The sequence below is a fragment of the Oceanotoga teriensis genome, from assembly GCF_003148465.1.
GTDB lineage: Bacteria > Thermotogota > Thermotogae > Petrotogales > Petrotogaceae > Oceanotoga > Oceanotoga teriensis.
On record NZ_QGGI01000028.1, the window covers coordinates 1 to 20,927 of the forward strand.

At 29.1% G+C, this 20,927-nt stretch carries 16 protein-coding genes and 1 rRNA gene; 6 read left to right on the plus strand and 11 right to left on the minus strand.

Features of this window, described 5'->3' with window-relative positions; genetic code table 11:
- The 8 genes from C7380_RS12620 to C7380_RS12655 all read right to left on the minus strand — a co-directional run.
- On the minus strand, positions 1–825 hold an 825-nt coding region (locus tag C7380_RS12620; protein ID WP_158274912.1), incomplete at its 3' end, for a PDC sensor domain-containing protein.
- 99 nt (positions 826–924) lie between these two features.
- Entirely contained in the window at positions 925–4,374 is a 3,450-nt protein-coding gene (locus C7380_RS12625; protein ID WP_109606485.1) for an endo-beta-N-acetylglucosaminidase, read from the minus strand.
- A 36-nt stretch (positions 4,375–4,410) separates the two neighbouring features.
- Positions 4,411–5,415 carry an ABC transporter ATP-binding protein gene (locus C7380_RS12630; protein ID WP_109606487.1) on the minus strand — a complete coding sequence of 335 codons (1,005 nt, stop codon included), beginning with the start codon at positions 5,413–5,415 and terminating at the stop codon, positions 4,411–4,413.
- Positions 5,408–6,454 (minus strand): ABC transporter ATP-binding protein, encoded by a 1,047-nt coding sequence (locus C7380_RS12635; protein WP_109606489.1) that lies wholly within the window; start codon positions 6,452–6,454, stop codon positions 5,408–5,410. Before C7380_RS12635 ends, C7380_RS12630 begins: the two co-directional genes overlap by 8 nt.
- Entirely contained in the window at positions 6,423–6,767 is a 345-nt protein-coding gene (locus C7380_RS12640) for a hypothetical protein (RefSeq protein ID WP_109606490.1), read from the minus strand. The genes C7380_RS12635 and C7380_RS12640 overlap by 32 nt, the downstream gene beginning before the upstream one ends.
- 14 nt (positions 6,768–6,781) lie before the next feature.
- The gene (locus C7380_RS12645; RefSeq protein ID WP_109606492.1) at positions 6,782–7,882 is read right to left on the minus strand and encodes an ABC transporter permease; all 1,101 of its coding nucleotides are present in this window, start codon (positions 7,880–7,882) and stop codon (positions 6,782–6,784) included.
- Entirely contained in the window at positions 7,875–8,879 is a 1,005-nt protein-coding gene (locus tag C7380_RS12650) for an ABC transporter permease (protein WP_109606494.1), read from the minus strand. Before C7380_RS12650 ends, C7380_RS12645 begins: the two co-directional genes overlap by 8 nt.
- 79 nt (positions 8,880–8,958) lie before the next feature.
- Positions 8,959–10,839, minus strand: coding sequence for an ABC transporter substrate-binding protein (locus C7380_RS12655; protein ID WP_109606496.1), 1,881 nt, complete (start codon positions 10,837–10,839; stop codon positions 8,959–8,961).
- 372 nt (positions 10,840–11,211) lie between these two features.
- On the opposite strand from C7380_RS12655, the gene C7380_RS12660 reads away from it, so the two are divergent.
- The 3 genes from C7380_RS12660 to C7380_RS12670 are packed head-to-tail and all read left to right on the plus strand — an operon-like array spanning position 11,212 to position 16,464.
- A complete protein-coding gene (locus C7380_RS12660; protein WP_109606498.1) occupies positions 11,212–12,312 on the plus strand; it encodes a GntR family transcriptional regulator in 1,101 nt (366 codons plus the stop codon).
- A 22-nt stretch (positions 12,313–12,334) separates the two neighbouring features.
- Positions 12,335–15,454: an alpha-mannosidase gene (locus C7380_RS12665; protein ID WP_109606500.1), complete on the plus strand. Its 3,120-nt coding sequence runs from the start codon at positions 12,335–12,337 to the stop codon at positions 15,452–15,454.
- Between the two features lie 14 nt (positions 15,455–15,468).
- Entirely contained in the window at positions 15,469–16,464 is a 996-nt protein-coding gene (locus C7380_RS12670) for a glycoside hydrolase family 130 protein (protein WP_109606502.1), read from the plus strand.
- Positions 16,465–16,517: 53 nt separating this feature from the next.
- Here C7380_RS12670 and C7380_RS12675 read toward each other — a convergent pair whose 3' ends face one another.
- The gene (locus C7380_RS12675) at positions 16,518–17,561 is read right to left on the minus strand and encodes a MupG family TIM beta-alpha barrel fold protein (protein WP_109606504.1); all 1,044 of its coding nucleotides are present in this window, start codon (positions 17,559–17,561) and stop codon (positions 16,518–16,520) included.
- A gap of 13 nt (positions 17,562–17,574) precedes the next feature.
- Positions 17,575–18,993 carry a PTS transporter subunit EIIC gene (locus C7380_RS12680; RefSeq protein WP_206050611.1) on the minus strand — a complete coding sequence of 473 codons (1,419 nt, stop codon included), beginning with the start codon at positions 18,991–18,993 and terminating at the stop codon, positions 17,575–17,577.
- Positions 18,994–19,192: 199 nt separating this feature from the next.
- Between C7380_RS12680 and C7380_RS12685 the strand changes: the two genes are divergently transcribed.
- The 3 genes from C7380_RS12685 to galE all read left to right on the plus strand — a co-directional run bounded on the left by C7380_RS12685 (position 19,193) and on the right by galE (position 20,712).
- On the plus strand, positions 19,193–19,396 hold the full coding sequence (locus C7380_RS12685) for a hypothetical protein (RefSeq protein WP_109606508.1): 204 nt from the start codon (positions 19,193–19,195) through the stop codon (positions 19,394–19,396).
- A gap of 15 nt (positions 19,397–19,411) precedes the next feature.
- Positions 19,412–19,621 carry a DUF2922 domain-containing protein gene (locus C7380_RS12690; RefSeq protein ID WP_109606509.1) on the plus strand — a complete coding sequence of 70 codons (210 nt, stop codon included), beginning with the start codon at positions 19,412–19,414 and terminating at the stop codon, positions 19,619–19,621.
- Between the two features lie 83 nt (positions 19,622–19,704).
- Complete coding sequence (gene galE, locus C7380_RS12695; RefSeq protein ID WP_109606511.1) at positions 19,705–20,712, plus strand: UDP-glucose 4-epimerase GalE; 1,008 nt, start codon at positions 19,705–19,707, stop codon at positions 20,710–20,712.
- A gap of 91 nt (positions 20,713–20,803) precedes the next feature.
- On the opposite strand, the gene rrf is transcribed toward galE, so the two are convergent.
- Positions 20,804–20,917 (minus strand): 5S ribosomal RNA (gene rrf / locus C7380_RS12700).
- Positions 20,918–20,927: the final 10 nt, after the last annotated feature.

The window sequence follows — 20,927 nt, forward strand, 5'->3', positions numbered from 1 at the left end:
TTCATAGTATCCTGTATTTTCTTCACTTACTTTTTTGTATTCTTCTCTTTTTAATATTTCTCCTATATATGTCCCTGTTTCATATTGTTTGTCATAAAAAATTTCAAAATTTTCATCTAAAAGAGTCGCTTTAGTATTTTCGAATATCTTTATATTTTGAACTTCATCAACAAAATACGAATAATTTATTTCCATTCCCACAACACCAGCGAAATCTTCTTCAACATAATAAGGAACCACATAAGTTATAACTTTCTCTTCTTCATCTAAAATAGAATTATGAATATTAGACCATGTACCTTTTTTCAATTCTTTAGCTTTAAAAAACCATTTATAATTTTGATCATTTAAATTTTCTGTAGATAATTTTAAATCTTTTGTTTTTATTATCTTATCTTCATCTTTATCATATACTATTCCATGTACTTTTCCATCATTGGTGACTTTTGGAGAAATTAAAATAAAAATATTTTTATTTCCATCTATATTTTGAGAATAACTTTTTATATATTTATCAATTCTTCCAAGATAACTTTCAACATAAGCGTGATGATAAGCATTATTTCCAAAAGAATCTTTTACTTGAAACTTTGAAAATGGATTATTAAAAATGGAAGTTGCAAAACTATCCATCATATTTTCAAAATTGATTATATTTGCACTTATATCTTTTGCTTTATTTTCAGAATTTGATATTAATAAGTTATTTGAAGTTTTTTTTACAATCTCTGATGTATTTTCTATACCAATAATGGTTAAAGTTAATCCAAATAACAATGATATCAAAATTATTGAAATTATTATTTTTACAGATATTTTTTTCATTTGTAATCCCTCCATTATAAAATAACTATAATATAAATATACTTTAATTAAAAAAGGGTGCAGAAGAACTGCACCCAATATTTTTAATAATATTTATTTTTAATTTCCATGAACTTCAAATTCATATATTCTCGCTGCAGTGTCATCATTTTGTGTAGCCTTTATTATACTCAATTTGACATATCTTGATTTAACAGGTTTTATAACATGTTCACTGACACCTTTTTCATTGTTTTCAACATTTACTACTTCTGTCCAATTTTCTTTATCATCACTTATAAAGATTTTAAAAGTTTTTGTATTAAATCCTTCACTTTCTCCACCTTCTTGAGCATGTTTAATAACAAATTTATTTATTTCTATTTCTTTTTCTAAATCAACTATTATTTCATGAGGTTCTGATCCTGTTGCACACCACTTTGTACTTATATCTCTATCAAAAGCATAATTTGGTATTTCTCCTGGAACAAATCCTGTAGCTGTAGCTTGTTTATCTGCTGCTTTATTAGATTTATGTGTTTTATAACCTAAAACCTGAAATTCATATAAACGTACAGCAGTATCTCCGCCTTGTGTTGGCTTTGTAACTGTAAGTCTTGCATATCTTCCTTTAACAGGTTTTATTATATGTTCACTAATAGCTTTATCATTAGATTGAACATCTACTACTTTAGTCCAATTTTCTTTATCTGAACTAACTTCTATATAATAATCACTTGTGTTCCATTCTGGAGATTCTCCACCTTCTTCAGCATTTTTCAGTATAAACTTATCTATAACTTCTATCTGACCTAAATCAACCATTATCCAATGAGGTGGTTCTCCTGTTACACACCATTTACTATTATCTTTTGTTTTATCATCAAATGCAAATGCTGGTACTTCTCCCCCAACATTTCCAGATGCTGTTGCTTCTTTTCCAAAAGCATAATTATCAAAAAGATTTTTTTCTGCATATACTTCAAATTCATATATTCTTGCAGCTGAATCATTTCCTTGAGTTGCTTTTAATATACTTAATTTAACATATCTCGCTCTTTGGAATTCTATCAAATGTTCTGCAATAGCTTTATTATTTTCTTCTATATTAACTACTTCTTTCCAATCTTTTCCATCTTTACTTATGCTTATTTTATAAGCTTTTGTATTCATATCCGCAGATTCTCCACCAAATTCTGCATTTTTAAGTATAAATTTACCTATCTTTTGTTCTTTTCCGAGATCTACATATAATTCATGTGGAAGATCTCCAACAGCACACCATTTAGTTTTTTGTTCTCCATCTAAAGCCATTGAAGGAGTTTCATCATCAACATTTGAAGTGGCTGTTGCTGATTTACTAAAAGAAACTAATTCCATTTCTTTTTTAGCTTTATTAGAAACAGTTATCATCTTATCTTTTACAAGAGTATCTCTTCCAACTTCATTATATGCTATTAAAGTTACTCTAAATTCTCCTTCTCTATCATAAGTAATATTAGGATTTTCTTCAGTTGATTTTATAGGATTTCCTCCAACGAAAAACCATTTTAATCTATCATATACTTTAGATTTGTTTATAAATTCTATAGTATCACCAGGAGCTATAAATGTTCTATCAACATATAAATCTGCCGTTGGTTTTGGATATTCTCCCCATTCAAAAATTACTTCTGCTTCATCTCCATGATTTAACATTTTACTGACAGGTTCTACAATTATTTTTGTTTCTTTTTCTTTTGCAGAAATTCTTTTGATCATATCGATATAAAATACATTATTATATGTACTTCCAAGATATTCTTTTTTACCATCTACTACTCTATAAATTTCATATAATAGTCCTTCTTGATTTGTATCCCATTTTAATCTTAAATTTGCAAATATACCATCAACAAATTCATACTCTGTTATTTCAAGATTCTTAGGTCCTATAACAAAATCTCCTATAGAAGATCCTTTGTCTAAAACAGAAAGACTACCTAAATTAATATAGAAATCATCTATTTCATCATCAGATTTTAAATATACGAATATTCTTTTTATGCTTTTTCCAGCATAATCATTCAAATTAAAATCTTTTCTCGTCCAAGTTTGAGCAACATTGTCTAAATCAAATAAAACTTCTGATTTATCTTCAAACATTATTCCAAGTTTTGCAATATTATTTAAATTTGTATTAAATGTTGCAGAAATTTTAGATCCTTTATAAAGTTTTATATCTGTTTTATATAAATAAACCTTTGAACTTCCATTTAAATCACTTTCTAATTTTAAAGAAGATCCACCATAATAAGGTTTATCCCAGTCAAAATTAGCTTTTACTTGATTACCTTCTACATACCATCTCCAAGTTGGAAGTATGTCTTGTAAACTTCTATTATGCCATGGATTTTCACTAACTATTTCTCCAAAAACAGCATATTTGTAACCATTTCCAGTATTAAAGTTCGTAACGAAAGGTGTGTTAATTATAGTTGTTTTAGCTGGTATATAATTTGCAATACCTTTCCAATCATATTCGGATTCTGTATTTAAAGGATTTTTATTAGCTCCTACCCAAAAAATATTAGCCTTTTGAGTATATTCTTCAACAGATTCAGAACTTGAATATGTCCAGTTTGGACAATAAAGACCTAAAGAAACATTATGTTCTTTATTTTCTGGAAAAAGTCCTTCCCAAGATGCTTTTGTATTAAATCCATTTGCTTGAACATCTATTCCAGCATAATTTATATATGGATCTATATTATTATTCAAAGCATATTTTTTAGTAGAACTTTGATCTTTCCACCAAAAATTCAAAAACATAGAATCTGCTAATTTCTTACCATCATCAACTAGATAACCATCATTTTTATCAGTTAAATGATTTTGATAATCTATTTCTCCATCTTCATTCATGGAATCATACCATATTACTTCCATATAATCTTTTTTATTATCATTAAAATAAGATAAAAATTCTTGCATCTTTTTTGCCTGTTCCTTAGTTGCACCTTTTAATTCTTGATTTATAAACCATCCATCAAAATTATAATAATTTGCAACTTCTATAAGTTTGTCAGCAACTAAAAAACTTCCATCTTCTCTTTGTTCAAGAAACTGTGAAAGCCATTCAAGCTGTCCTCCATAATAATTTGGTGGAAAAAATACAGTACCATAAACTTTAACTCCATTTTTATGTGCTGCATTTATAACATCACTACTTGGAGAGAGAATAATTCCTTCTCCAGCAGATCCTCCCCACATTACAAGTTTATCTATATATTGCCAGTATTGAAAATTGTAAACATCAAATTCTTTAGCACCTTCTGATGGATTCTTTGATGTCATTGGATACATTATACTTAAAGCCATTACTTGTGCTTCATCTCTTGCATTTGAATTAATTATTTCTCCAGTTTTTCTTTCTGCAAGAGGTATCATACCTCTGTTAAAATCAGCATCTTTATCTTTTTCAGGTGACCAATTTTTTAAATCTTCCACAAACCAATAGGAAGACATCGGTTGAACTGAAAAAGCAAGAATACCCATAGCTATTAACACTGTGATTAATAGTTTTCTCATAAAAATCCCCCTTTAGAGTTTTTGATTTATTTATATTCATAACTCATTCTTAAAATGACAAGCAACTTGGGTTGATTCATTTTTATTTAATTTTTCAAGAATTGGTTTTTTATGTTTACATATATCTTTTGCATATTTACATCTTGGATGAAATGGACAACCAGAAGGTAAATTTGCAGGATCTGCAACATCTCCTTCAAGTAGTTCAGCATTGCTTTTTTTATGTGGATCTATAACTGGAACAGCAGACAAAAGAGCCTTTGTATATGGATGAACTGGATGATTAAAAATATCTTTAACATCACCTATTTCAACTATATTACCAACATACATAACAGCTACTCTATCACTTATATGTTCTACAACTCCAAGATCATGAGATATAAACATCATAGATAATTCATATTTTTCCTGTAAATCTCTCAAAAGATTCAAAAGTTGAGATTGAACAGAAACATCCAATGCTGAAGTAGGCTCATCTGCAAGAATTATCTTTGGATTTAAGGCAAGAGATCTTGCAACTCCAACTCTTTGTCTCTGACCTCCACTAAAAGCATGTGGATATCTTCTCAAATATTTTGGATCAAGATTTACATCTGCAATAAGTTCACGTGCAGCTTTTTCTACTTCTTCTTCTGATTTAATCATCTTATTTATCAATAAAGGTTCTGTTATTATTTCTTTAACCGTCATTCTCGGACTTAAAGACGAAAAAGGATCTTGAAAAATCATTTGTATATCTTTTCTAACCCCTAAACTTTTAAGTTCTTTATCTTTAAGTGCCAATATATCTAATTCTTGTCCATCTTTGTTATAGATTATCTTTCCAGAACTCGCACTAACACCTCTCATTATTGTTTTAGCGAGAGTACTTTTTCCACAACCTGATTCGCCAACAACTCCAAGAGTCTCTTTTTTCTTCAATTCAAAACTGACATCATTAACAGCCTTAACATGATTCACAACCTTATTCCAAAATCCTTGTCTTATAGGAAAATATGTTTTAACATTTTCAACTTTTAAAATTATATCTTTATCCATTTTTAGACTCCTTTTGTTCTGTGTGAAGAAAACATCTCGAAAAATGCCCATCTTTGATTTCAACAACAGGAGGTTTCTTCTTATCACATACTCCTTTTATTGCGAATTCACATCTCGGAGCAAATTCACAGCCTTGTGGAATTGAAAATGGATCTGGAACCATCCCTTTTATAGTTTCAAGATATTTACCCGATCCTTTTTTAGGAATAGATTTTAAAAGAGCTTTTGTATATGGATGTGAAGGAGTGTCAAAAATATCGAATACATTTCCTTTTTCAACTATTTTACCCAAATACATAACAACAACTTCATCTGCCATTTCTGCTACTACAGCTAAATCATGAGTTATTATTAAAATAGACATACCATATTTTTTTTGTAAATTCTTTAAAAGTCTTAAAATTTGAGCCTGTATGGTAACATCAATAGCAGTGGTAGGTTCATCTGCTATGAGAAGTTTAGGGACATTTGCAAGAGCCATGGCAATCATAGCTCTTTGTCTCATTCCACCACTCAATTGAAATGTATAATTATCAACTTTAGACTCGGCATTAGGCATTCCTACATCTCTCAAAAGTTCTATAGCTATATTTTTTGCTTCTTTTTTATTAATTTTTTTATCATGTACCAATATAGATTCCATTATCTGATCACCTATTTTGTGAATAGGACTCAAAGATGTCATGGGTTCCTGAAAGATATAACCTATATCTTTACCTCTAATTCTTCTTATCTCATCGCTTTTACTTCCAAGCTTAGCTATATCTACGATTTCTCCATCATCTTTATTAAATAAAATCTCACCTTCAACAATTTTTCCAGGCCAAGGCATTATCTTAAGTATCGATTGTGCTGTAACTGTTTTACCACTTCCACTCTCACCAACAATACCGACAGTCTTTTGTTTATCTACTTTAAAAGATATTCCATCAACTGCTTTAACAGTTCCTTGATCTGTATCAAAATATGTTTTTAAATTATTTATTTCAAGAAGTGTATTATTCAAGTCAATCCACCTTCCTATTAAAATTGGAAACATCCATCACTTTCCAATTTTCATAAACTTCATTTAAATCTTTTAGAATGTTCTCTCTGGTCTCATCATTATCTACGAGTTTTGAAACCTTAAAATAATCTATTATTTTATTAATTCTTTTCAAAGAATTATTTTTATTTTTTTGTGCATTATCTCCATTAATCCATTCTTCAGGTGGTAATTTATTCTCTAAAATATACTCTGAATATAGATGATTATCATAAACAAACTTTTTCATACAATAAGAATAAACATTTTTACTAACCAAAATAAAAATGACCATTATAATTATAAAAAGCATGAAAATCCAAAACATAAAAATCACAACCTTTACATACTGTAAGGATCTGCAGCATCTCTTATTCCATCACCTAAGAAATTAAACATTAAAACAGTTATTACGACATAAAGTCCTGGTATTAAAAGCCATGGATGATGAGCTATTGCCGTCAAATTTTGTGCATCTTGCAATAAAACTCCCCAACTAACAGCTGGTGCTTGAAGTCCGAGTCCAAGAAAACTCAATCCAGTTTCTCCAAGAATCATTCCAGGAATACTTAAAGTAATAGATACTATTATATAACTCATAAAAGAAGGTATTAAATGTTTAGTTATAACCCAAAAATCACTCGCTCCAGCATATTTAGCTGCCATTACAAACTCTTCATTTCTTAATGAAAGGAACTTACCTCTGACAACTCTCGCAAGTCCTCCCCAACCAACAAGTGAAAGAATTATAACGATTGAAAAATATACTTTCAAAATTGGCCAATCTCTTGGCATTGCTGCAGCAAGAGCCATCCACAAAGGAATCTGTGGTATAGATATTAAAACCTCTATCATTCTTTGAATTATGGTATCAAGCCAACCACCATAATAACCAGAAATACTTCCAAGAGTAACACCTATTATAAAAGTCAAAAAAACACCTATAAGACCTATTGTCAAAGATATTGTAGAACCATAAATTACCCTTGAAAATATATCTCTTCCGAGTCTATCCGTACCAAATAAAAATATTTGTCCCTCTTTAGTACCAAAAAGATGTATATCTGTTTCTATCAAATTCCATAATTTATAAGGTTCACCTTTAACAAAAAAATAAACTGGATATTTAACAGTTTTATCTAACTTATAAGTTCTTCTAAATGTTTCCATATCAAACTCTTTTTTATAACCATATACAAAAGGTCTAAAACTAAAACCATCTTTTTCATCATAAAATTTCATCATTTGAGGTGGTGCATATTGATGACTTGAAAATCTCGTACTTTTTCCATAAGGAGCTACAAACTGTGAAAAAATAACTGTAACATACATTATTATCAATACAATCAAAGCTAACATGGCAAGTTTATGTTTTTTAAAACTCCACCATATAAGTTGACCTTGAGATGCTGTATACTTATTTATAGTTTTTTTCTTAGACATTGCTTCCTCTCCTTCCATATCTAATACGAGGATCGGCTAACGCCAATAATATATCTGAAATCAAGGTACCTATTACAGTTAATATACTCGACAATAATACAAAGCTGGCTGCAAGGTACATATCTTGGAACTGTAAAGCTTCTAATAAAACCATTCCTCCTGTAGGAAGGTTCAAAACATTTGCAACAATTGCATCACCCGAAATTATTCCAGGTAAAACCCATCCTATAGTACTAATAAGTGGATTTAATGCAACTCTTACTGGATATTTAAAAAGAATTTTTTTCTCTTTAAGTCCTTTAGCTCTAGCAGTAACCACATACTGTTTTTTTAATTCATCTAAAAGACATCCACGTAAAGTCCTTATAATTCCTGCTGTACCCCCTGTTCCAATTACTATTACAGGAACCCACATATGCTTCATCATATCGACAAATTTTCCAAAACTCCATGCTGCATCAGCATATTCTGGTGAAAATAATCCCGTAATACTAACCCCAAACTTGGTATATGAAAAATACATCAAAATCAATGCGAGCAAAAAATTTGGCACTGATAACCCTATAAATCCCAGAAATGTAAATATATAATCAAAAGCAGAATACTGCCTTGTAGCTGAAATAACCCCTATTGGAATGGCCACAACCCAAACAAATATCAGAGTAGTAATAGAAATTATCACAGTTAGAAGCATTCTTTCACCTATAACTTCTGTAACTGGTTTATTCCATTTAAAAGATCTACCAAAATCCCCTTTAAAAACTATTTTAGTGATCCAATTAAAATACCTTTCTACTACAGGTTTATCAAGTCCATAAGTCTCTCTAAGACCTTCAAGTTCCGCTTGAGAAATTGATCCGCCTTCTTTGCTCAACTGAGCAACTTTAGAGGTTAAGAAATCTCCTGGTGGAAGTTCTATAACTATAAAACTTATTATAGAAATGACTATTAGAATAGGTATCATCTGTAATACTCTACGCAAAATATACGTAAACATAATTTTCCTCCTCAAAAGTGAGCAAATTCTATAACAATTCAAAGACTAACCATAGAAAAACTATGGTTAGTCAAAAATTTTACTCAAAATAATACTGTTCAGCCATAGATGGTCCCCATTGAGGATCCATTCCACCTACAACATTTTTAAGATTCTTTTTAACGATAACAGGAATAGGTATATTATTAACTGTTCCTATAACCCATAAATTTTCAGCTTGTGATTTCAAAATTTCTTTACCAAGTTCTATTCTTTCTTCATTAGATATAGTTGCTAAGAAATCTTCATATAATTTGAATAATTTTTTTACTTCTAATGGAGGTTCTTCTCCTTCAGTACCTTCAGAGTTAAACCAAGCTCTCCAATCTGGTCCCCAGTTAATATTTTCATAAGGAACATAAAAGAAGAAAGGTGACCCTGGTCTTGAAGCATCTTCGTGCCACACAGACATTGTAGTTGTATTTGCACCTTGTCTTTGATACCATAATCCACCATCTATTACCTTCATATTTGTTTTAATTCCAATTGCTTGCCAATAACTCACAACTAATTCTGTTGCAGGAACTAAATTTTCATTAACTTCAAAAAATTCTATATTAATTGTAAATGCATTGCCATCTGGACCTATTCTCCAACCATCATTATCTCTCTTATCTAAGCCTATACTATCTAAAATTTCATTTGCCTTTTCAGGATTATACTCAACATAAGAATCCCTATACCAAGGTTCAACAAAAGGTGATCCTGGAGCATCACTTGCCTGTGTAGGATTACCAAAACCATAATAAACAAGTTCATTTATTTCATCTCTATCTATAGCTAAAGATAAAGCATGTCTAAATTTAGGATTTCTCATAACTTCTCTCCATACTTCATCTTCAAGAGTTAAGTTAGGGAAATAACAAGCATTTGTATTTATACTCTTTATAGGAACTAATAAAGTATTATAATTTCCATTATCTTCATTCTCCTTATAAAGTGCAAGATCTCCAAGAGCTGTATTTATTGTAAAATCCAACTCACCAGACATTATCTTCATATTCATCATTTCCTGATTATTTATCTCTTCATATCTAACTCTATCTATATAAGGAAGTTGATTTCCTTCTTCATCAACCTTATGATAATAAGGATTTCTCTCAAAAATTACTACATTATCAGAAGGTTTTTCAACTACAACAAATGGATCTAAAACTGGATAACCTACATCTTTTCTTTGATTCCATGGAGTTGATTGCCATTTTCTTGTAAATAATTCTCCCCATCTATCCTGAGTGAGTTTTTCCTTTTCAAGAAATGGTTCAAGTTCTTCTTCTGTAGCATAAGAAGCATGGAACTGTTTTAAATAATGTGATGGATTTATAAGCATATGATAACTACCTCTTGCAATTGACTGCAACTGCAATAAAAATAATCCATAAGGATTAACAAAAGAAATCTCAAACGTATAATCATCTACAATATTTAAGTTAGCTCTTTTTCCACTATTCATTAACCAACTTGGATATATTTGTTGAACATTCTTATTAGAATATATATCTTCAAAAGTAAATCTTACATCTTCTGTAGTAACTGGATATCCATCACTCCATTTCAATCCTTCACGAAGCGTAAATCTAAATTTTCTACCTTCATCTAAAACCTTCCAAGATCTTATGATATTACCTTCTACTAATTTTTCATCAAAAACAGGATTAGGATAAGATTCAAGAGCATATTCAACCAATAGAGCCCTCATTTCATTTCCTTTTGATAGATTCAAAGTTCCACCATATTTTCCTATTTTTTCTCTAACTTTAATAACTTTTGGACTATCCGGAAGTCTTTCTTCAACTGAAGGAAGTTCCCCTTTAGCTACTCTTTCTTTGAGCATAGGTGCCTCATTATACCCAAAAACAAAAGCACTCATCAATACAAAAATAAAACAACTCAAAAAAATCTTGTGAGTTCTTTTAAACATAGCATAACCTCCCTTGTATTTGTAATACTCATTTCTTTGTAAAAAAGGTATTGGTACTTACAATTAATGTAATGTTGTACTGAAAAATTCTTCAAATATTACATTTATTATACCAATATTAAATTATGTTGTCAACCTCTTTATCTTTATGTTATTTGATTTGAGCCATTTTCAATGATTAAATACAAATATCGTCAAAAAAACAAGATTAATCAGAAAAATCTCCTAAAAAGTACCTTTTAAATACCAATTTTTAAAAAAACAAAAATTGGTATTGACATTTTTTTCTTACTTTGTTATTATTAAAGAAATATGAACTTAATTTGGTTTTGATTATAATATATAAAAAGAACTTTTTTGGGGGGATTGAGTATGATAAATGAAAATAAACCTTTATATATACAAATAAAAGAGTATATATTGCAAAGAATAAAAGATGGAACATATAAACCGGAAGAAGTTATACCTACTGAAAGAGCCTTATGTTCAGAATTAGATGTTAGTAGACAAACCGTAAGACGTGCAATTCAAGATTTAGTATATGAAGGATATTTGTACAGAGTTCAAGGAGCAGGAACATATGTTTTTGATAAAAAATTAAACGAAAGCAAAAAAAGCAATAATATAGGAGTCATTTTAAATAGAACAGCAGATGAACTCGAATCAAAGCTATTGAGTGGAATAGAAAGTTATATAGAAAAACATGGATATACCCTTACATTCATGAATAGCAATGAAGATTATAGAAAAGAAGCAGAAAATATACAAAAATTAAAAAATAATGGTGTAGCTGGAATTATAATAATGCCTTCTGAAAATCAACAAGATAGCAGTGCCATTTCAGATTTAAAAGATGAAAACTATCCTTTTGTCCTCGTAGACAGAAAAATAAAAAACTGCGAAACAGATGCCGTTGTATCAGATAATATAGATGGAGCTTTTCAAGCAACAAAACATCTAATAGATCTTGGGCATCAAAAAATAGTTTTCATAAAAAACAGATACACAATAACAAGCAGTATACAAGATAGAATAACTGGCTATAAAAAGGCTTTAAAAGAATATGGATTTGAAGATGATGAAATATTATTTTTATCTTATAATGAAAATGAAAAAAATGATGATCAAATATACGATGAAATATATGAATATATAACAAAAAATAAAATAACTGGAATAGTAGCTTTAAACGATTATATTGGATTATTAATAGTAAAAATGGCGAGAAAGAAAAATTTAAAAATTCCAAAAGATTTTTCTATAGTTGGATTCGATAACAATGAAGTAGTAAAACATATAGAAGTTCCTTTAACAACCATTGCCCAATTTCCAGAAAAAATAGGCTATCATGCTGCTGAACTATTAATTCAAAAAATAAATAATAAAAACTCAAATGATTTAAGTTCGAGGATGGTTCATCAAATATACTATCCCACAAAACTTATAATAAGAAGTTCGACACAAAACATATAATAATTTCAGGAGGTCTCTATAAATGTACTTTACAGTTGAAAAAAACAGAAAATACATCGAAGAAATAAAGAAAAACATCTATCAAGAACAAATAGATATAAATGAAATGTACTTCATAAATACAGGAATAAAAGGGATGAATCTTCAAGAGGCGAAAGCAAAAAATTGGGAAATCTTTAAAATAGGAAATAGATGGGGAGATAAAGATGAAATATACTGGTTTTCTAAAGAAATAACAATTCCAGAAAATTGGAACAAAGAAAATATAGCTTTATATTTCAATCTTGGAAAAGGTGATCTCGGAGGACTTTCTGGAACTGAATCTTTAATATATATAAATGAAAAACCTGTACAAGGTCTCGATATAAATCACAGTGAAGTATTCATACATCCTGAATGGATAAAAAACAGAAAAATAAAAATTCATATAAAAGCTTTTAGTGGTTTAAACAATAAATTAAATCTATTCTCAGAAGCAAAATTAGTAAAAATAAATAAAGAAACAGAAGATCTATTTTATAGAGCTTCAACAGTACTTGAGACAATATATGAACTTGAAGAAAACTCATATGACAGAAACAATCTTATAAACTTCTTAGACGATTCTTTAAAAATAATAGACTTCAGAAAAACTGGCACAGAGAAATTCTATAACTCAATAAAACAAGCCAATGAAAAATTGATGAATTACTTAAAAAATTATAAGTCAAATGGAAATAACAGACCAAAAGTAATTGCAATAGGACATTCACATATAGATGTCGCATGGCTATGGAGATTAAAACATACAAGAGAAAAATCTTCAAGAACATTCTCAACAGTAAATCATTTGATGAGTCAATATGATGAATATCAATTCGTTCAAAGCCAGCCACAATTATATGATTATATAAAAGAAGACTATCCTGAAATATACGAAAATATAAAAAATAGAATAAAAGAAAACAAATGGGAAGTAACTGGAGGAATGTGGGTTGAAGCAGACTGTAATGTCCCATCTGGAGAATCTTTAGTACGCCAATTCTTATTTGGACAGAGATTCATGCAAAAAGAATTTGGCATCAGTAGCAATCTATTATGGTTGCCAGATGTATTTGGTTATTCATGGGCTTTACCTCAAATAATAAAAAAAAGTGGTTTAAATTATTTCATGACAACAAAAATAAGTTGGAATCAGTACAATAGACCTACATATGACACATTTAAATGGCGTGGAATAGATGGTACAGAAGTATTAACTCATTTCATAACAACACCAGATGAAAATGGAGCTCACTATTATACATATAATGGAAAAATGACTCCTAAATCTGTAAAGGGACTTTGGGATAATTATAATCAAAAAGATATAAATGATGAACTATTGCTCGCATACGGTTGGGGCGATGGCGGTGGTGGTCCAACAAAAGAAATGATAGAAACAGGAAAAAAAATAAATGAAATTCCTTCCATTCCGGATGTAGAATTTGGAAAGGCAGAACCTTATTTTGAAAGACTTGAAAAAAATGTACAAAATAAATATAAATTACCAATAATAGATGGTGAACTCTATTTTGAATTTCATAGGGGAACATATACATCACAAAGCAAAACGAAGAAAAATAACAGAAAAAGTGAAGTATTATTCCATGACACAGAAATATTTAATACAATAACAAATAAAAAGTTAAATGAAGAATATCCTCATGAAAATATAAATGAAAATTGGAAAATACTCTTAAGAAATCAATTCCATGATATATTACCAGGTTCATCTATAAAAGAAGTTTATCAAGATAGTGAAGCAGAATTTGAAGTACTTTTCCAAAATACAAATAAAATATTAGATCAAGCATTATTAAAAATAGCAGATAATACCAAAAATAAAAACTCAAAAATAGTTATATTTAACTCATTATCTTGGGAAAGAGATGGACAAATAATAATACCTTTCGATAAAGAATTTGAAAATAAAATACTCGTAGATGATGAAAATGAAGAAATATTCTTTAAAAAAGTTGAAAACAAAATAATAATAAATGCAAAAAATATACCTGCACTCGGTTATAAAACATATACTTTAAAAGAAGGAACATCAAAAAAACCTAAAAACACTTTAACAATAAATGAAAAAACAATAGAAAACAAATATTATAAAATACAATTAAATGAAACTGGACAAATAATATCTCTATATGATAAACATGCCAAAAGAGAAGTACTTCCACAAGGAACAAAAGCAAATGTACTACAAACATTTGAAGATAGGCCTATGATGTTTGATGCATGGGATATAGATATATATTATAGAGAAAAACCTTATGAAGTCAATGATCTACAAAAAATGGAAATAGTTGAAAATGGTCCGGATAGAATAGTAATAAAATTAATTTATAAAGTTTTGAATTCAAAAATAGAACAAAATATGATAGTTTACTCAGATAAAAGAAGAATAGATTTCGAAACAAATGTAGATTGGAATGAACATCAAGTACTTCTAAAAGCACTATTTCCAGTAGATGTAAGAAGTACAAAGGCTACCTATGAAATACAATTTGGAAATGTAGAAAGAAATACACATTGGAATACCAGCTGGGACTATGCAAAATTTGAAACAGTAGCTCATAAATGGGTAGATTTATCAGAAAGAAATTATGGATTAAGTCTTTTAAACGATTGTAAATATGGTCATGATATAAAAGATAATAATATGAGAATAACACTCTTAAAATCAGCAATAAATCCAGATCCGGATGCTGACATAGGTCAACACTCATTTACTTACAGTATACTACCTCATGAAGGAGATTGGTTTAAAGCTAATACAACAAAAGAAGCATATGAACTAAATTATCCTTTAATGGCAGTAAAAAGTAAAAAATATGGAGATTTAGAAAACTCATACTCATTAATAAAAATAAATGAAAACTCAACCATATTGGACACAATAAAAAAAGCAGAAGATGATGATGCAATAATAATAAGACTATATGAATATGCAAATTCAAACGATGATGTAGAAATAATAATTAAAGAAAGTATTAAAAAAGTTGAAGAATGTAATTTAATGGAAGAAACAATAAATAAAATAGAAAATGAAAAAAATAAATTCAGATTTTCTATAAAACCTTATGAGATAAAAACATTCAAAATCTACTTATAGTCGGAGGTTAATATATGATAATAGGTGAAGAACTTTCAAACATGCCTTGGGAAGATAGACCTGAAAACTGCAAAGATGTTGTTTGGAGATACTCAAAAAATCCCATAATAAAAAGAGATGCTACAAAAAATTCCAATAGTATATTCAATAGTGCTGTAATACCATTTAAAGATGGATTTGCTGGCGTTTTTAGATGTGATAATAAATGTAGAGAAATGAATGTTCATGTAGGTTTCTCAAAAGATGGTATAAATTGGGATATAAATGATGAACCTATAAACTTTAAATCAGCCGATACAACAGATCCTGAAATTGGAATATCAAAATACAAATATGATCCTAGAGTATGTAAAATAGATGATAAATACTATATAACTTGGTGTAATGGTTATCATGGACCAACAATAGGAGTTGGTTATACAGAAGACTTTAAAACATTCTATCAAACAGAAAATGCATTTCTTCCATTCAATAGAAATGGTGTATTATTCCCAAAAAAAATAAACGGAAATTTTGCAATGTTGAGTAGACCAAGTGATAATGGTCATACCCCTTTCGGAGACATATACTATAGTGAAAGTCCAGATTTAAAATTTTGGGGAAAACATAGACATGTTATGACAACAACAGGAATAGAAATCAGTCCTTGGCAAAGTACTAAAATAGGAGCTGGGCCAATACCAATAGAAACAGATGAAGGCTGGTTATTGATATATCATGGAGTGCTAACTTCATGCAATGGATATGTATATCATATGGGAAGTGCTATATTAGATAAAAATGAACCTTGGAAAGTAAAGTTCAGATCAAGACCTTATATATTATCGCCTCAAACTCAATATGAATGTGTAGGAGATGTTCCTAATGTGGTATTCCCTTGTGCTACACTTCATGATAGTAAAACAGGCAAAATCGCTATATACTATGGTGCTGCTGATACTGTAACAGCTTTAGCTTTTACAACAGTAGAAGAACTAATTAAATTCACAAAAGAAAATTCTATGATATAACATAAAATATGATTAGGCTGATAATTTAGCCTAATCATATTTTTAATTCAAAATTACTTCTTTCTCTTAATTTCAAATTCAAAAAAATCTCCTGGTTTAATAGTCTCAATCAAAATAGCTGCTTCTGTCGCATCTGCGACCAAATTCACCCTAGAATCCGACTCAAAATCTTTCTTTAAAACATGCAAATTTCCCTCATAACGTAAATAACCATGATTATCTATACAAACACCATACTTAAACCTATCAATACAATTATTAGGCCTTATACTACTCTTCAAATTATTAATAGCTTTAGAAGATCTAACAACAAACTCTCCAGGATCTTTTCTATTTCTATGAACCATATCTAAAATTCTTAATTCCTCATCACAAACATCAAAAATTTTTATAGGGATTCTAAAAATATTTTTCTTAATATCTGAAATCCTACAAAGTTCTTCAAAACTTGCTTGTGAATCACCAAAAAAAACATTATCGACACCACAACTGATCAAATGTTGATAAGCAACTACCGGATCCATATGTCTATGCATCTCTAAAGTAGGTAATCCTTCAAAAATAGGTCCTCTTGGTCTATAAAACGAAGGAATAAAAGCTGTGAGTTCTATATTATAATACTTAAATAAACTATTTCTCTCATTAAAAAGAGACTCTGAAATACCTGTTTCAGGTCTTGGATAATAATTATGACAAGCATTGATCTTACTTAGATCACCTCCAAAACTTAAAATCTCCTCAATATCACTTTTCTCTAAAGTACTTGCATTCAAAGTTATCCCACAAAAAAGTTCTTTTGTCAACTTAGCTATATCTTTATTTGAAAAACCAAAATCAAGTCTCAAAGACTCTATATTATACTTATTAAAATCAATATTATCAAAATAAGACTTAGAAATATCAGCAATTATACTCATATCTAATTCTTTAGAATAATTAAGAATCTCATTCATCTCATAATCAAAATCCATACTACTCTCAGGAATATGAAAAGATGTAAATATTTTATTGATACCAAGTTCTTTAGCTTTACTCATATACTCATAATTTTCTTCAAGAGAAATTCCAAGTCCTGCAAAAACAGAAATTCCTAACATAAAAAAACCTCCATTAAAAATCAATAATTTCTTTTTCTTTAATAAATAATGCTGTTATAATAAAACCAAAAATATATGAAATTACAAGTCCTATAAAATAATCCAACATTGATTCTGGATGCATAAGAGGTATAGCAGCAATACCAGAAGGACCCCAAGCACCAGCTAAAACATGTCTAAGCATAATATAAGCTCCACCAAAACCTGCTCCAAGACCTGCAGTTATAAATGGTTTACCCAAAGGTAAAGTAACGCCATAAATCAAAGGTTCACCTATTCCTAAAATACCTGCTGGAAGAGCTCCAGATATTATATTTTTCAATCTTGAATTTCCTACCTTCTTAGCTTTAATCCAAATAGCTATAGCAGCTCCGACTTGACCAGCACCTGCCATTGCAAGAACAGGAAAAAGAGAAACTCCACCCATAGCTTCCAATTGTACTGCATAAATAGGTATAAGACCATGATGTAAACCTAGAAGAACCATAGGCAAAAATACAGCTGACAATATATATCCAGATAAAACACTCACAACAGGAATATCAGATGAAACCAATAAATCTAAACCTTTAACTAAAACATCTGAAAAAATACCTGAAACTGGCATTATAAAAAATATCAAAAGCAAAACAGTTAAAAATAAAGTTATTACTGGCGTTAAAATTAAATCAAGAACATCTGGGACAAATTTTCTAACCTTTTTTTCTATTTTAGATAAAATCCATACTCCTAAAATTACCCCTATAATACCACCTTTACCAGATCTCAAAATAGAATTCAAAGGAGATTCTAAATTATACATACCAAGAGCTTGAGAAATATCATTAATCTGACTCATGATAGTCATAGCACCTATCATACCACCTAAACCTTCAGTAGCTCCAAATTGCTTTGCTGCATTAACACCTGTAAATATAGCAAAATAACCCAAAAATCCTCCACCAATCAAAGAAAATACTAATCTTATTAAATTCCAAACTTCATTAGAAGGTAAACTTCCCGTACTTTGCAAATTAGTTATTAATCCGGCAAAACCATTAAAAATTCCAGCAGCAATAATTGCAGGAATAAGAGGAATAAAAATACCTCCTATAATCTTAAGCATACGTTTAAAAGAATTTTCTTTATGCTTAGACTTTACTTTCTTCTTATTATCTTTCCAATCTTCACTAACTTCCATATCAGAACTACCAAGAATTTCATTAGCTATAATAGCAATTTTAGCGGCTTTCCCTGGACCAACAACAATTTGAAGAGTTTCATCATCAACTATACCTAAAACACCTTCAATATTTTTAAGTCCTTCTAAATCAACAACAGACCTATCTTTAAGTTTCAGTCTAAGCCTTGTCATACAATTAGTAGCTCTTAAAATATTATCTTTAGATCCAACAAATTCAAAGATCTTAACAACTAATTCTCTATTATTCACAAAAATCCCTCCTTTAAAATAAATACTTATAAAAATAATACCTAAAAAAATGTTAAAACTCAAATCTAAATAAATGTAATTACATTTAATCATATACAAATAAAACAATTAAAAGCAAATAAAAATTATATTGTATAAATATGATATATTGTAATAACAAATATTTAAATGCGGATATTATAATTGGGAGGTGATACACATGGAAAAAGAATTTTTAGAAAGAAAAGGAAAAATCCTTTGGAAAGAAACAAATGAAAAAGGAAAAGAAATAAACAAATCAAAAACGTTAAAAGTTCATTCAGAAGACACAGAAAAAATAGCACAAGCACTTCAATCCATGAAAACACTAACCAATATTGAAGACGAAGAATATCAGATATTAGAAACTTACAAAATAAAATAATAAAGGAGGGTTTAAATGAAAAAATTAATATTAAAATACTACAATCCTTCAGAGAAAAAAAGATACTCAACTACAATAAACAATCCTAAAGAAGAAATCGAATCAACAGAAGTACAAAATGTAATGCAAACATTAATAGGAGTAATAGTACCTGAAAATGCTGAAATAGATGAAGCAAATATAGTTCAAACAACAACAACACAAATATTAAATTTAATAGAATAATCTTTGGGCATAGCTTTTAGCTATGCCCATTTTAATTTAATCTGGTATAATAAAATTGTAAATAAATTATAGGAGGCTAAAGAATGAACATACTAATAACTGGTGGTGCAGGATATATAGGTTCTCATACATGTGTAGAATTTTTAAATGAAAACCACAATGTAATAGTAATAGATAATCTTTCAAATTCAAAAGAAGAAGCTATAAAAAGAGTTGAAGAAATAACGAATAAAAAAATAAAATTTTATAATAATGATATAAGGGACAAAGAAGCATTACAAAAAATATTTAAAGAAAATAAAATAGACTCTGTAATTCATTTTGCTGGATTAAAAGCTGTTGGAGAATCTGTAAGTATACCATTAAAATACTATGATAATAATATAAACGGAACTATAACCCTTCTTGAAGTAATGAAAGAAAACAATGTAAAAAACTTTGTATTCAGTTCTTCAGCAACAGTATATGGATACTCAAAAGAAGTCCCTTTCAAAGAAACTCTTCCACTATCTGCAACAAATCCATATGGAAGAACAAAACTAATAATAGAAGAAATATTGAATGACTTATATATATCAGATAAAACATGGAGTATAGCATTATTAAGATACTTTAACCCTATAGGAGCTCATAAAAGTGGAAAAATAGGTGAAGACCCTAATGGAATACCAAACAATTTAATGCCATATATAACTCAAGTTGCAATAGGTAAAAGAGAAAAATTATCTGTATTTGGAAATGATTATAATACTCCTGATGGAACAGGTGTAAGAGACTATATACACGTAGTAGACTTAGCAAAAGGTCATTTAAAAGCTGTAGAAAAAACACAAAATTTCAAAAAAATAGAAGCTTACAACCTTGGAACAGGAAAAGGTTACAGCGTTTTAGACCTTGTAAAAGCATTTGAAACTGCCAACAAAATAAAAATACCATATCAAATAACAGATAGAAGAGCTGGAGATATAGATACATGCTATTCAGATCCAACAAAAGCTTTGAAAGAATTGAATTGGAAAGCAGAAAAAAATCTTGAAGATATGTGCAGAGATTCATGGAATTGGCAAAAAAATAATCCTAATGGATTTTAAAACAGTCTCAAAATTGAGACTGTTTTTTTTATTTGTTTTTTAGAATAAATAAAAAAAGAGAGAACAAAGAAGTTCTCTCTTAGAAAAAAAGAAGGGGCGAAACTTACTCTTGCACACAAAAAGTGTACTACCATCAGCATGAGAAGGCTTAACTGCCAGGTTCGGAATGGATCTGGGTGGAACCCAACTCATTATCCTCACCCCTAAATACTCAC